This is a genomic window from Janthinobacterium sp. GW821-FHT03C10 (genome assembly GCF_059420865.1).
On the sequence record NZ_JBWKUN010000001.1, the window covers coordinates 1,584,357 to 1,598,801 of the forward strand.

Below are 14,445 nucleotides of genomic sequence, written 5' to 3' on the forward strand. Positions count from 1 at the left end.
AGTAAGTATTATTTAGTATTGATAAATTTTTCTTATGTTAGGCAGTGGTCATGGATCTCAATCCCAAGCACACGGAAGCGTTCCGCGCCGTCGTCGAAACGGGCAGTTTCGAGCAGGCCGCGTTGCGGCTGCATCTGACGTCACCGGCCATTTCGCAGCGCGTGCGGGCGCTGGAAAGCCAGCTGGGCAATGCGCTGATCGTGCGCAGCCGTCCCGCGCGCGCCACGCGCATGGGCCAGCGCCTGATGCAGTATCTGAAGCGGGCCAAGCTGCTGGAAGCGGACTTGCAGGCGGAACTGGCGGTGCAGCAGGATGCCCCGCTGACCCTAGTGCTGGCGCTGAACGCGGACTCGATAGGCACCTGGTTCTTTCCCGCCCTGTCCGAGGTACTGATACGCGAGCGCGTGCTGCTGGACCTGACCGTGGAAGACCAGGACCACACGTATACCTTGCTGGAGACGGGCATGGCCATCGGCTGCATCAGCACGGAAGCCAAAGCCATGCGCGGCTGCACGGCCGAGCCGCTGGGCGTGATGCGCTACTGGCTGGTGGCCACACAAGCGTTCCGCCAGCAGTGGTTTGCGCACGGGCTGACGCGCAAGGCGGCGCGCACGGCGCCCGTGGTCGCCTACACGCGCAAGGACACCCTGCAATCGTCGTTCCTGCAAGAGGCGCTGGGCTTGCCCGAAGGCGCCTACCCCTGCCATTACGTGCCGGGCGCCACCTCGCACTTCAACGCCATCCGCTATGGCCTCGGCTACGGCATGGTGCCGGAATTGCTGCTGAAGGCGAACACGGATGGCGAGCTGGTGGAAATGCTCACGCCCAAGACACCGGCCGACGTGGCCCTGTACTGGCACACGTGGAAGGTGCAGTCGCCGCGCATGGAGCAGCTGTCGCGGCACATCATCGCGGCGGCACGCAAGATCTTGAAATAATTATGGTGAGATCACTACCGCTGCATGCCCCAGCGTTTCAAGGTGACGCGCTCCAGGGTGCGAAAGCCGATGTTTTCCACGATTAAACCGATGACGATGACGGCCGCCAGGCCGGCGAACACCTTGTCCGTGTACAGTTCGTTGCGGTTCTGGAAGATGTACCAGCCCAGGCCGCCCTGCCCCGACGTCGTGCCGAACACCAGCTCGGCCGCGATCAAGGTGCGCCAGGCGAACGCCCAGCCTATCTTCAAGCCCGAAACGATGGACGGCAAGGCGCCCGGCACGAGGATGTGCAGCACCAGCCGCAAGCCGCTCAAGCCGTAGTTGCGGCCCGCCATGCGCAGGGTTTCCGGCACGCCCTGGAAGCCCGCATAGGTGTTCAGGGCCAGCGGCCACATCACGGAATGGACGATGACGAAGATCAAACTGGCGCGCCCCAGGCCAAACCACAGCAGGGCCAGCGGCAGCAGGGCAATCGCCGGCAAGGGATTCAACATGGCCGTCAGGGTTTCCAGCACGTCGCGCCCGATGCGGCTCGATACTGCAAGCAAGGTCAGCACGAAGGCGGCCAGCACGCCCACCGCATAGCCCTGCAGCAAGACGACGAGGGACGCGGCCGTGCGCGTGAGCAATTCTCCGTTGGCGATGCCGCCGATAAACGCCTGCGCCGTCTGGATAAAGCTGGGCAGCAATAAATCGTTCTGCGTCCAGCGCGCCGCCCCTTCCCACAGCAGAGCCAGGCTGAGCAAAATGAAAGCCTTGCGCCACAGCGCGTGCTGGCTCCAGCGCTGCCAGCGCGACAATGGCCGCTCGACGGTGACGCCGGCCGGCGGCGATGCCGCATAGACGAATTCCTGGCGGATGGGCGGCTCCAGCAGCACGTTCATACGGCCTCCCGTTGGACAGGCCCTGCTTGCTGAACGGGAACCACTTCCTCATCGAACAGCAAGCCGTGGATGCGGCTGCTGGCCGCCTGGAATTCCGCACTGCCCGCGCTGTGCAAGCCGAACTGATGACTGTTGAGTTCGGCGCGCACCCGACCCGGATGGGGCGACAGCAGCAGGATGCGGTTGCCCACGACCAGCGCTTCCTCGATCGAATGCGTGACGAAGACGAGGGTAAAGCGCAGCTCCTCCCACAGGCGGCTCAGCTCTTCCTGCATCTTGCGCCGCGTCAAGGCATCGAGGGCGGCAAACGGCTCGTCCATCAACAGCACTTCCGGCTGCATGGCCAGGGCGCGCGCGATGGCCACCCGCTGCTTCATGCCGCCCGACAAGGTATGCGGATGGGCATCTTCAAAGCCCGCCAGGCCCACCTTGCCGATCCAGTGATGGGCGCGCTCGCGGGACGCCAGCTTGTCCAGCCGCTTGCTGGCTAGCAAGGGGAACATGACGTTTTCCAGCACGGTCTTCCACGGCGGCAACTGGTCGAATTCCTGGAACACGACGACACGGTCCGGCCCCGGCTTGCTGATAGGAACGCCCTGCATGGCGATGCTGCCCGCGCGCGGCGCGATGAAGCCGGCCACGGCTTTCAGCATGGACGACTTGCCGCAGCCCGACGGCCCCAGCAGCACGAAACGGTCGCTGCGGAACACGTCGAAACTGACGTCGTGCGTGGCGCGCACGGCGCGCTGTTCCGTGCGGTATTCCAGGCTGACATGTTTGACGCTGAGCAAGGGTTCCAGCGCAAGCGGAGGACGTACCAGGTGAAAAGCGGGCGCGTTCATGTCAGCCTCCTTGCGTGATGGCAGGGTCGTCAAAGAAGTAATCGCGCCAGCTGTCGGGCAGGTTGCGGATGGCACTCACGCGGTGCAGGAATTGCGCCAGGCCATAGGTGTTTTGCGGCGCGATCTTGAATTGCACTTGCGGGTTGGCAAAGATTTTCAGCAGCAGATTGCGGTCCACCTTGCTTTTATTGACCTTGATATAGATGTCGGCCGCGCCTTGGCGGTTGCTGCTCGCGTACTGCGCCGCTTCGGCCAGGGCGGCGATGAAGGCGCGGTACGTCTTCGGATTGTCCTTGCGGTACTTTTCCGTCGCATACAGCAGGGTCGACGAGCTGGGCCCGCCTTGCACGTCGTACGAGTTCAGGATGATGTGGGCGTTCGGATTCTGCGCCAGCTCCTGTTCCTGGAACGGCGAATTGCCAAAGTGACCTGTCAACTCTGTGCCGCCGGCGATGATGGCGGCCGCCGCGTCCGGGTGCGGCAGGGTTTGCGTGATTTTATCCAGACGGGCAAATTCCTTGTCGCCCCACTGCTTCGCCACGGCCATCTGCAATATCCTCGCCTGGACGGACACGGAGACGGCGGGCAAGGCGATGCGGTCCTTGTCCGTCAAGTCGGCCAGGGTTTTCACCTTCGGATTGTTGCTGATCAAATAGTAGGGAAAATTACCGAGCGAGGCCACGCCGCGCACATTCTGCCGGCCTTTGGTGCGGTCCCAGATGGTCAACAGCGGCCCCAACCCGGCCCCCGCGATATCGATATTGCCCGACAACAAAGCGTCATTGATGGCGGGGCCGCCGGACAGGGTGATCCACTCGACTTTCACGTCGACGCCCTGCTGCTTGCCATGCTTTTCAATCAGCTTTTGTTCCTGCGCAATATTGAGCAGCAAGAAGGTGATGCCATGCTGGCCCGCGATGCGGATCTGGCCTTCGGCCCGGGCCATGGGCATGGCCATGCACAGCACGACAATGGTGGCGAGCAGGCGGCGGGAAAAGGTCAAGATCGGCAACATGGACACTCCTTGGTCAACTACAGTCAAAAATCAGTACGGCGCATCGCCTTCGATGGTCGTGCGGTAGAGTTTGCGGCGCTGCTCGGGCGGACACCCCGTCGCCAGATGCATCAGCGAGCGGTTGTCCCAGAACACCAGGTCGTGCGGCTGCCAGCGGTGCACATATAAATGCTCGGGGCGCACGCTGTGGGCGAACAGTTCGTCGAGCAGGGCGCGGCTTTCATCGGCGGGCAAGCCGACGATGCGCGTGGTGAAATGTTCGCTGACGAACAGGGCACGGCGTCCCGTTTCCGGATGCACGCGCACGACGGGGTGGGTCACGGGTTTGACTTCATCGATCTGCGCCTGCGTCAGCGCGGGGCGCCACGGGTTGCGCCGGCGCAACTCCTCATACTGGTTCAGGTAGCTGTGCTCGGCGCGAGCGCCGCGCACGGCATGGCGCAGCGCGGCCGGCAAGCTTTCCCACGCCAGGTGCATGTTGGCAAACACGGTATCGCCGCCCTCGTCCGGCAACTCTTGCGCGTGCAGCATGGAGCCGAGGCTGGGCACTTCCTTGTACGACAGGTCGGAATGCCAGAAATGGCCCGCGTCACCCAGGCCGATGGGCTGACCATCTTCGACGATGTTCGAGATGATCAGCACCTCCGGCTGCGTGGGCAGCTGGAACTGGCGCAGCACGTGGATTTGCAGGGGGCCGAAGCGGCGGCTGAAATCGACTTGCTGCTGCGGCGTGATGCGCTGGTCGCGGAACACCAGCACGTGATGGTCGAGGTGGGCGTGGTGCAGGCGCTGGAAGTCGCCCAGCGACAGCGGCTGCGCCAGGTCCAGCCCCAGCACTTGCGCGCCGAGCGGCGCGTCGAACGTTTCGATACGGAACTGGCTGGAAGAAAACGCGGGTTTCAGGACGGCCGACATGGGAATTCGACTAGAGTCTGGGGAAGTCCACTGTATGCCTGCGCATCGATCCTGCAAACGAAGCATTTCTGCTATGGATATGCGCGCCGCGTTGCGCCATGCTGCAACAGACGCTGTCACGCAATGGCACAGCGGCACCGGCTTTGCCCGGAAAGGGAGCTAGCACGCAACTTGCTTGTCTGCCAATCTTCAACCATCGACCAGGAAAACCATGCGCACCTACGCCCTGATGCTCGCCGTTCTGTTCGCTGTTCCCATCCACGCCCAGGATAGCCAGGATGAAGGCGATCTCAGCTACAAAGCCTATGTGCACAGCGACAAGCGCATCAAGTGTTTATACGGCTATGCGGCCGACAAGACGGGTGACCATGCGGCAGCCGTCGCCATCTTTGAAGACTGCATCCGGCGCTGGAACGATGTGTATTCGATGATTTGGCTGGCCCAGCTGTATGAAACGGGCATCGGCGTCCCCAGGGACCTGGCGCAGGCGACGGCGCTGATGCGGCGCGGGGCCCATACCAACGATGACGCCGCCTATGCGCGGCTGGCGCGCTATCACTATGGCGTGGCGCTGGCCGAAGGCCGGGGCACGCCGCAGGACCTTCCCCAGGCCAAAACCTGGCTGCGCCAGGCGGCGCAGGAAGGCGTACGGGAGGCGGCCGATTACCTTGACCGCCTGGAAGGCGCCGCGCCATAGACGCGGCGCGGCGCCAGCGCCGCTTTACGCCGTTGCTTCGTAGCGGGCCAGGCGGGTCGCCATGCGTGGCGCCAGCTCGTGGCCGGCAGCGACCGTCACTTCGAGGTCGTTCAGCAAGCCATCCTTCAAGCCGTAGACCCAGCCGTGGACGCTGAGTTCCTGGCCCCGTTCCCACGCATCTTGCACGACGGTGGTCTGGCACACGTTCAACACCTGCTCGACCACGTTCAGTTCGCACAGGCGGTCGCCGCGCTGGCGGCTCGTCAGCACGTCGCCCAGGTAGCGCTCGTGCTTCTGGCCCACGTCCTGCACGTGGCGCAGCCAGTTGTCGACCAGGCCGATGCGCGTGCCCGTCATGGCAGCATGCACGCCCTTGCAGCCGTAATGGCCGACGATGATGATATGTTTGACTTTCAGCACGTCCACGGCAAATTGCAGGACGGACAGGCAATTGAGGTCGGAATGCACGACCACGTTGGCAATATTACGGTGCACAAACACATCGCCAGGCGCCATGCCCAGCAATTCGTTGGCGGGCACGCGGCTGTCGGAACAGCCGATCCACAGGTATTCGGGCGAGGTTTGCGCTTCCAGGTTCTTGAAGAAGTTCGGGTCTTTCGCCACCATCGAGTCGGCCCAGCGGCGGTTACGCTGCAGCAGTTCCGCCAGGGCCGGGCCATTTTTCTGTTCGGTCATATCGCTCCCATTGTGTGCGTACGACTGAATTGGCCGCAGATCGCGCCCATAGGCCGGCGATGCGCGCACATTTTTCAGTCGTGATGAAAAAAACGCCGGGATGTTTCAGCATCCCGGCGCATGGTATTACGTGTGCTTACTCAAAAAAATCCTTGACCTTGTCTTTCCAGGTCTTGCTTTGCGGACTGTGCTTGGCACCGCCCTCGGTCGTCGACTTTTCAAAGTCGCGCAGCAGGTCTTTCTGTTTTTCCGTCAGTTTGACGGGCGTTTCGATGGCCACGTGGCAGAACAGGTCGCCCGCGTAACCGGAACGCACGCCCTTGATGCCCTTGCCTTTCAGGCGGAAGGTCTTGCCCGACTGGGTGCCTTCCGGGATCGTGAACGACACCTTGCCGTTCAGGGTAGGCACTTCGATTTCGCCGCCCAAAGCCGCCTTGGTGAACGAGATCGGCATTTCGCAATGCAGGTCGTCGCCTTCGCGCTGGAACACGGCGTGCGGCTTGATGTGGATTTCCACATACAGGTCGCCCGACGGGCCGCCATTCGTGCCCGGTTCGCCGTTGCCGGACGAACGGATACGCATGCCGTTGTCGATACCGACTGGAATCTTGACTTCCAGCGTCTTGTTGCGCTTGATGCGACCGGCGCCGCCGCATGGCGTGCAGGGGTCGGTGATGACCTTGCCGCTGCCATGGCATTTCGGGCAGGTTTGCTGGATGCTGAAGAAGCCCTGCTGCATGCGCACCTGGCCGTGACCGCCGCAGGTACCGCAAGTGGTCGGCGACGTACCCGGCTTGGCGCCGCTGCCATGGCAAGTGTCGCACTTGTCCCAGCTCGGCACGCGAATGGTCGTGTCGAAGCCGTGAGCAGCTTGCTCCAGTGTAATTTCCAGGTTGTAGCGCAAGTCGGCGCCACGGTACACCTGTGGCCCCGCATTGCGGCTGCGTCCACCGCCGCCGCCAAAGATGTCGCCGAAGATATCGCCGAAGCTGTCGGCAAAGCCGCCCGCACCGCCGCCGAAGCCGCCACCGCCGCCCATGTTCGGGTCCACGCCGGCGTGACCATAACGGTCATACGCTTCGCGCTTTTCCGGATTGGTCAGCATCTCGTAGGCTTCTTTGACTTCCTTAAACTTTTCTTCCGATTCCTTGCTATCCGGATTGCGGTCCGGATGGTATTTCATCGCCAGTTTACGGTAAGACTTTTTGATCTCTTCTTCCGAAGCATTTTTTGCGACACCGAGTGTCTCGTAAAAATCACGCTTTGCCATGTTGTCGGCACCTTGCAGTCTATCTACTGATGTAAAAATTACACGAAAAAGCCGAGTCGAGTGCTGCGCTAGGCGCAGCGACTCGGCTCGGCCGGTCTTCGCGGCTAATCCCGCGATGTAGCGTTCAGCCCGGCTGCCCCCAGTTCATGGGAGCGCAAGACAATTACTTGCTGTCTTTGACTTCCTTGAAGTCAGCGTCGACAACGTCGTCCTGCTTGGCGCCTGCGTCCGATGCGCCAGCAGCTTGCTGTGCACCTTCCGCGCCGCCGGCAGCTTGCTGCGCTTGCATGTCGGCATACATTTTTTCGCCCAGTTTCTGCGATGCGCTCGACAGTGCTTCCACCTTGGCGTCGATCTCAGCCTTGTCGCCCGCCTTGATGCTTGCTTCCAGGTCGGTGATCGCCGCTTCGATCTTCTCTTTCTCGCCCGCGTCCAGCTTGTCGCCGTATTCGGTCAAGGATTTCCGGGTCGAGTGTACCAGAGCATCGGCCTGGTTGCGCGACTCGGCCAATTCTTTGACCTTCTTGTCTTCTTCCGCGTTCAGCTCGGCGTCTTTCACCATCTTCTGGATTTCAGCCTCGGTCAAGCCGGAATTGGCCTTGATCGTGATCTTGTTTTCCTTGCCGGTGGCCTTGTCTTTCGCGCCGACATGCAAAATGCCGTTGGCGTCGATGTCGAAGGTCACTTCGATCTGCGGCGTGCCGCGCGATGCTGGCGGGATGCCTTCCAGATTGAACTCGCCCAGACCCTTGTTGCCGGCGGCGATTTCGCGCTCACCCTGGAAGACCTTGATGGTCACCGCAGGCTGGTTGTCGTCGGCCGTCGAGAACACTTGGCTGAACTTGGTCGGAATCGTCGTATTTTTGTGAATCATCTTGGTCATCACGCCGCCCAGGGTTTCGATACCCAGGGACAGAGGGGTGACGTCCAGCAACAGCAAGTCCTTGCGTTCGCCCGACAGGACCGAACCCTGGATCGCTGCGCCCACGGCGACGGCTTCGTCCGGGTTCACGTCCTTGCGTGGATCCTTGCCGAAGAATTCCTTCACTTTTTCCTGCACCTTCGGCATACGCGTCATACCGCCGACCAGGATGATGTCATCGATGTCCGACACTTTCACGCCAGCATCTTTGATGGCGGTGCGGCATGGTTCCATCGTGGCCGTGATCAGCTCTTCCACCAGCGATTCCAGCTTGGCGCGGGTCATCTTCAGGTTCAAGTGGACCGGTGCACCGTTCGCCATGGCGATGTACGGCTCGTTGATCTCGGTTTGCTGCGACGACGACAATTCGATCTTCGCGCGCTCGGCCGAAGCCTTGATGCGCTGCAGGGCGATCGGATCTTTTTTCAGGTCGATGCCGTTGATCTTCTTGAACTCGTCGATGATGTAATCGATGACGCGCTGGTCGAAGTCTTCGCCGCCCAGGAAGGTGTCGCCGTTGGTCGACAGCACTTCGAATTGTTTCTCGCCATCAACATCCGCGATTTCGATGATCGACACGTCGAACGTACCGCCACCCAGGTCATACACGGCGATTTTACGGTCGCCTTTTTCGGTCTTGTCCAGGCCGAATGCCAGCGCTGCCGCGGTTGGCTCGTTGATGATGCGCTTGACGTCCAGGCCAGCGATACGGCCGGCATCCTTGGTGGCTTGACGCTGCGAGTCGTTGAAGTACGCAGGCACGGTGATGACGGCTTCGGTGACTTCTTCACCGAGGTAGTCTTCTGCCGTTTTCTTCATCTTGCGCAGGACTTCAGCCGAAATTTGCGGCGGTGCCAGTTTTTTGTCGCGCACGCCGATCCATGCATCGCCGTTGTCGGCTTTCATGATTTGGTACGGCATCAGCGCGATGTCTTTTTGGACTTCTTTTTCGTCGAACTTGCGACCGATCAGACGCTTGACTGCGTACAGCGTGTTTTTCGGATTGGTCACGGCCTGGCGTTTCGCTGGCGCGCCGACGAGAATTTCGCCATCTTCTTGATAAGCAATAATCGACGGCGTCGTGCGTGCGCCTTCAGCGTTTTCGATTACCTTTGGTTGACCGTTTTCCATGATGGAAACACAGGAATTCGTGGTTCCCAGATCGATACCGATAATTCTACCCATGATTTTTTTCCTTTTATTTGCTAGATTTCAGATGGTTCTTATATGTGGCAAAGCGGCATGGTTTCAAGGCTTGCTTGATGCCGCCCTCTGATTATTTTGCTTGCGCGGTCGTGACAATGGCTGGACGCAGCAGGCGGTCCGCAATCATATAGCCCTTTTGCAGGACGGATACGATGGTATTGGCTTCCTGCTCCGCTGGCACCACGGCAACGGCCTGGTGTTTCATCGGATCGAGCTTTTCGCCCTGCACTGGCAAGACTTCCACCAGGCGGTTGCGCTCGAACGCTGCGTTCAATTGCTTCAGGGTCATCTCGACGCCTTCTTTCAGCGAGTCGATGGTCGGTGCTTCCACCGTCAGTGCCGTTTCCAGACTGTCTTTCACCGGCACCATGGCTTCGGCAAAGCTTTCCACTGCGAATTTATGCGCTTTAGCAACATCTTCCTGCGCACGGCGGCGAATATTTTCGCCATCGGCCTTGGCGCGCATGAAGGCATCGTGCATCTCTGCAAGACGCGCTTCGGTACTCGCCAGCTGCTCTTCCAAAGTAGGCTCTGCGGGAGTCGATGGGGCAGTCGCCGCGGCGTCCGCTTGCGGATTAGGTACAGCTTGGTTTTCCTGATCTTGCATCTAGAAAGCTCCTACAATCAATGACTTAAATGAGTTAGTCTAACTATCTTTACAACACTAACGGGCAGATGGGGCTATATCCTATTGTTTCAAGGGGTATGCATGCAAAACCAGAATTGCATCGATCCATGTTACAGCTTATTACAAAGCGCTTCCCATTTCGGCCAGCGATCCGTGCGCGCCCCCTTGATTTTCCAGGCTTCCCCCGGCAAAGCGGGCATTCTACCAGTCCCGTCACGGCCATCGCCACTGGCGGCGTTGCTATCTGGATAGTACTTTTGTCGCACCACACATGACAAAGCCGCGCAAGCGCGGCTTTTGATTATAAAAAAATCAATTATCTTTAATTCGTCGCGCCCAGTGCCAAGGCCGCCGCGCGCGCCTGCTCGCCCGCCCTCTTGTCCGCGTCGCGCTGCGGCGCCGTCTTCATCGTCGGCCAGCCGATCATATGTTGTTCCGCAATTTCCGCCATGCCCGCGATCCAGGCCGGCGTTTCGTTCAGGCAAGCGATATAGTGAAACTGCTGGCCGCCGGCCGTCTCGAAATCATGCTTGGCTTCCATGGCGATCTCTTCCAGCGTTTCCAGGCAGTCGCTGGTAAAGCCCGGACACAGCAGGTCGACGCGCTTGACGCCCTGCTGCGCCAGCGCCACCAGGGTAGGCGCCGTGTACGGCTGCAGCCATTCGGCCTTGCCGAAGCGCGACTGGAAGGTCACCACGTATTGCTCTTTAGTTAATTTCAACTTTTCCGCCAGCAGACGCGCCGTTTTCAGGCATTGGCAGTGGTAAGGATCACCGAGCAGCAAAGTACGCTTGGGCACGCCATGAAAACTCATCACCAGCTTTTCCGGACGGCCATGTGCTTCCCAGTGGTTCAGCACGGAATCGCGCAAGGCGTCGATGTACGTGTCGTGCTCGTGATATTGCTTGATAAAACGCAATTCCGGCACATTGCGCACCGTGGCGTAATGGGCGAATACGGCGTCGTAGATGGACCCCGTCGTCGTGCCCGAGTATTGCGGATAGGCTGGCAGGATGGCGATGCGCTCGCAGCCTTCGCTTTTCAGCCGGGCCAGCACCTCGGGCAAGGAAGGCGAACCGTAGCGCATGGCCATGGCCACGGTCACACCGTCATGGCCACGCTCGGCCAGGGCGCCTGCCAGCAGTTTCGCCTGCTTTTGCGTATGCACTTTCAGGGGCGAGCCCTCGCGCGTCCAGATCGACGCGTATTTCTTGGCCGATTGGCCCGAGCGGAACGGCAGGATGATCAGGTTCAGGATGAACCACCAGACGATGCGGGGTATCTCCACCACGCGCGGGTCCGACAGGAATTGCTTCAGGTAGCGCCGCACGGCCGACGAGGTCGGCGCATCGGGCGTGCCCAGGTTGACCAGCACCACGGCGCTGCGGTCGATGCTGCCATGCGTGTACGGCGGTTCTGTTTGAAATGACATGAAGGCTCTTCGAAGGCGTTGGATGGATTAACCAACCATTATAGTTACATTGCGTCAACATCGGGAGTACTGCCAGACGATGGCAGCATGCCTGTCACGTCCCAGGTCAAATCGCGAGCAATTCGCGCGCATGCTTGCGCGTGGTGGCCGTGATTTCCAGGCCGCCCAACATGCGCGCCACTTCTTCCACGCGGGCCTTGGCGTCGAGCATGTCGATGCGCGACGCCGTCCTGCCATTGTCCAGGGTGCTTTTAGCCACCTGGAAATGCTGATTCGCCTGGCTGGCCACCTGCGGCAAGTGCGTCACGCACAGCACTTGCCGTCCCTGCCCCAGGCGTTTCAGCAAGCGCCCCACGACTTCCGCGACGGCGCCGCCGATGCCGCTGTCGACCTCGTCGAAGATCAGGGTCGGCGTGGTGGTGGCGTGCGAGGTGATGACGGAAATGGCCAGCGCGATGCGCGCCAGTTCGCCGCCGGAGGCCACCTTGGCCAGCGCACGTGGCGCCGTGCCCGCATGGCCGGCGACGAGGAACTCGACTTGCTCGAGGCCGTGGGCGGCCGGATCGCACGGGTGCAGCGCGATTTCAAAGCTGCCGCCCGTCATGCTCAGTTCCTGCATGGCGCGCGTGACGGCTTGCCCCAGTTCCAGGGCGGCGGCGCGGCGCGTGGCGGACAATCGCTCGGCGACGGCGCGGTACTCGGCCTCGATCTTCGCTTCCTGGCGCAGCAAACCTTCGATATCGGAAGCGTCGGCCAGGTGCTGCAGCTTTTCCGACAGTTTAGAATGTTCCTCAGGCAACTCTTCGGGCGTGACGCGGAATTTGCGGGCCGTGCTGTGCATGGCTTCCATGCGGGCATCGAGCTGGTGCAGGCGCTCCGGGTCCAGCTCCACCCGGTCCAGGTAATTGTTCAACGCATACACGGATTCCTGCAGCTGGATGCGCGACGATTCGATCAGGTCGACGATCGGCTGCAATTCCGCATCGACGGACACCAGCTTGCCCAGCTTCTGGTTCAGGGCCGACAGTTGCGACACGATCGGATGATCTTCCTGTTCGGAAATGATCGCCAGGGCTTCCTGCGCCCCTTCGAGCAGACTGGCCGCGTGCGACAGGCGGCTGTGCTCGTTCGTGATCTCCGTCCATTCGCCGGGCTTGGCGGCCAGCTTTTCCAGTTCGCCCACTTGCCATTCCAGGCGTTCGCGCTCGTACAGCACGTTGGCGGCATTCGTTTCGAATTCCTCGCGCTGGCGCACGAGGGCGCGCCAGCGCTTGTGCAACGCCGCCACTTGCCGCGCATCCTGCTCCGCGCCCGCTTCGCGCGCCGTCGCCTGGCCGTCGAGCAAGGCGCGCTGCGCCTCGCTTTTCAGCAAGGACTGGTGCGCGTGCTGGCCGTGGATGTCGACCAGCATGTCGCCCAGTTCGCGCAGCTGCGCGGCCGTGGCGGGGATGCCGTTGATATACGCCTTCGAGCGGCCCGCATTGTCGATCACGCGGCGCAGCAGGGCGCCGCCATCGTCGTTGGCGAATTCATTGGCCACCAGCCAGGCCTGCGCCACCTCGCTGACGGAGAAATCGGCCGTGATGTCGGCCTTGGCCGCGCCTTCGCGCACCACGCTGGCGTCGCCGCGCCCGCCCAGCGCCAAGGTCAGCGCATCGATGAGGATGGACTTGCCGGCGCCCGTCTCGCCCGTCAGCACGCTGAAGCCGGCGGAAAATTCCAGTTCAATGGTATCGACAATGACAAAATCGCGGATGGACAGTGTATGGAGCATGGCTTCTGTGGTTAGGCGGCGCACCGCGGGTTGAGGTGGAGAAACTATTAGCTGAGCTTGCCCTCGCCCGACGGGTACTCATTCCAGTGCAGTTTTTCACGCAGGGTGTTGTAGTAGCTCCACCCTTCCGGATGCAGGAAGGTAATCGTATGGGGTGATCGGCGGATCAGGATGCGGTCTTGCTGCACCAGGCTGGCAAAGGTCTGCATGTCGAAATTGACGCTGATATCGCGCCCGCGCACGATTTCCACGACGATCTGACTGGAATCGGGCAAGACGATGGGGCGGTTCGACAGCGCATGCGGGGCGATCGGCACGAGCACGATGCCGCCCAGGGTCGGATGCAGCAGCGGGCCGCCGGCCGACAGCGAATACGCGGTCGAGCCCGTGGGCGTGGAAATGATCAAGCCATCCGAACGCTGGTTGTACATGAAGTGACCGTCGACCTCGACGCGCAATTCGGCCATGCCTGCGCCGCCGCCGCGCGAGACGACGACGTCGTTGACGGCCATGCCCACGTGGATCGATACGCCATCGCGCAGCACGCTGCCTTCGAGCAAGGTGCGGCGTTCGGCCTTGAAGCGGCCGCCCAAAATTTGTGCCAGCACGGGCAGCATACGCTCGAGCGGGATATCCGTCATGAAGCCCAGACGCCCCTGATTGATACCGATCAAAGGAACGTCGAATGGCGCCAGCTGGCGCGCAATGCCGAGCATGGTGCCGTCGCCGCCCATGACGATGGCGCAATCGGCGGCGGCGCCGATCTCGGCCGCCGACATGGCGCGCACGCCGGGAAACGCCAGGTTCAGGTGCGCGGCCGTATCCGCCTCGAAGACCACCGTGTGACCCAGCACTTGCAGGAAATCGACGATGCTTTTCACGGGCTCGGCAATGCCATCCGTATTCTGGCGCACGACCAGGGCGATGGTCTTGGCGCCCAGGTTGAAGCGCTCGCCCGGGGCTGGCAAGGTCGCGGCTGGCTGTTCGGCTCGCTGGTCGGCGTAGTTATCGACGGGCATAAAAATCTCGGTAGTGAATTCGGTGGCAAACCGCCCCTGGCTGTCGCGTCGCACGCCGGCATCGCATGATACTGTATATATGCACAGTATAGTGCGGCTGTCGTGTGCCCGCAAGGGGCGTTCCTGGTGTTGCACGCAGTGTAGCGCAGAAAAAGAATCGTCCATGCGTGCGCCAGCGCTCCCTGCATGGACAAATCCGCTTGC

Annotated in this window: 13 protein-coding genes; 2 read left to right on the forward strand and 11 right to left on the reverse strand. The window is 61.4% G+C overall.

Going from position 1 to position 14,445, the window contains the following annotated elements; translation table 11 throughout:
- The first annotated feature begins 44 nt into the window (after positions 1–44).
- The gene (locus tag AC07VH_RS06795) at positions 45–938 is read left to right on the forward strand and encodes an HTH-type transcriptional regulator ArgP (protein ID WP_494788218.1); all 894 of its coding nucleotides are present in this window, start codon (positions 45–47) and stop codon (positions 936–938) included.
- Positions 939–952: 14 nt separating this feature from the next.
- Here the strand turns inward: AC07VH_RS06795 and AC07VH_RS06800 are convergent, their stop codons facing one another.
- The 4 genes from AC07VH_RS06800 to AC07VH_RS06815 are packed head-to-tail and all read right to left on the reverse strand — an operon-like array spanning position 953 to position 4,597.
- Entirely contained in the window at positions 953–1,825 is an 873-nt protein-coding gene (locus AC07VH_RS06800; RefSeq protein ID WP_475417524.1) for an ABC transporter permease, read from the reverse strand.
- Complete coding sequence (locus tag AC07VH_RS06805) at positions 1,822–2,667, reverse strand: ABC transporter ATP-binding protein (RefSeq protein ID WP_494788217.1); 846 nt, start codon at positions 2,665–2,667, stop codon at positions 1,822–1,824. Before AC07VH_RS06805 ends, AC07VH_RS06800 begins: the two co-directional genes overlap by 4 nt.
- Position 2,668: 1 nt before the next feature.
- Positions 2,669–3,682 (reverse strand): ABC transporter substrate-binding protein, encoded by a 1,014-nt coding sequence (locus AC07VH_RS06810; protein WP_494788216.1) that lies wholly within the window; start codon positions 3,680–3,682, stop codon positions 2,669–2,671.
- A 30-nt stretch (positions 3,683–3,712) separates the two neighbouring features.
- A complete protein-coding gene (locus AC07VH_RS06815) occupies positions 3,713–4,597 on the reverse strand; it encodes a TauD/TfdA dioxygenase family protein (protein ID WP_475417527.1) in 885 nt (294 codons plus the stop codon).
- Between the two features lie 211 nt (positions 4,598–4,808).
- On the opposite strand from AC07VH_RS06815, the gene AC07VH_RS06820 reads away from it, so the two are divergent.
- Entirely contained in the window at positions 4,809–5,294 is a 486-nt protein-coding gene (locus tag AC07VH_RS06820; protein WP_494788215.1) for a tetratricopeptide repeat protein, read from the forward strand.
- Between the two features lie 24 nt (positions 5,295–5,318).
- On the opposite strand, the gene can is transcribed toward AC07VH_RS06820, so the two are convergent.
- The 7 genes from can to AC07VH_RS06855 all read right to left on the reverse strand — a co-directional run bounded on the left by can (position 5,319) and on the right by AC07VH_RS06855 (position 14,241).
- The gene (gene can / locus AC07VH_RS06825) at positions 5,319–5,990 is read right to left on the reverse strand and encodes a carbonate dehydratase (RefSeq protein ID WP_475417529.1); all 672 of its coding nucleotides are present in this window, start codon (positions 5,988–5,990) and stop codon (positions 5,319–5,321) included.
- 136 nt (positions 5,991–6,126) lie between these two features.
- Complete coding sequence (gene dnaJ, locus AC07VH_RS06830; protein WP_071075292.1) at positions 6,127–7,260, reverse strand: molecular chaperone DnaJ; 1,134 nt, start codon at positions 7,258–7,260, stop codon at positions 6,127–6,129.
- Positions 7,261–7,423: 163 nt separating this feature from the next.
- Entirely contained in the window at positions 7,424–9,367 is a 1,944-nt protein-coding gene (gene dnaK / locus AC07VH_RS06835; RefSeq protein WP_070290878.1) for a molecular chaperone DnaK, read from the reverse strand.
- 91 nt (positions 9,368–9,458) lie between these two features.
- The gene (gene grpE, locus AC07VH_RS06840; protein ID WP_152250733.1) at positions 9,459–9,995 is read right to left on the reverse strand and encodes a nucleotide exchange factor GrpE; all 537 of its coding nucleotides are present in this window, start codon (positions 9,993–9,995) and stop codon (positions 9,459–9,461) included.
- 343 nt (positions 9,996–10,338) lie between these two features.
- Positions 10,339–11,448 carry a ferrochelatase gene (gene hemH / locus AC07VH_RS06845; protein WP_475417530.1) on the reverse strand — a complete coding sequence of 370 codons (1,110 nt, stop codon included), beginning with the start codon at positions 11,446–11,448 and terminating at the stop codon, positions 10,339–10,341.
- Positions 11,449–11,554: 106 nt separating this feature from the next.
- Positions 11,555–13,222: a DNA repair protein RecN gene (recN, locus tag AC07VH_RS06850; protein WP_494788214.1), complete on the reverse strand. Its 1,668-nt coding sequence runs from the start codon at positions 13,220–13,222 to the stop codon at positions 11,555–11,557.
- A 47-nt stretch (positions 13,223–13,269) separates the two neighbouring features.
- Positions 13,270–14,241, reverse strand: coding sequence for an NAD kinase (locus AC07VH_RS06855; RefSeq protein ID WP_494788213.1), 972 nt, complete (start codon positions 14,239–14,241; stop codon positions 13,270–13,272).
- Between the last annotated feature and the right edge of the window lie 204 nt (positions 14,242–14,445).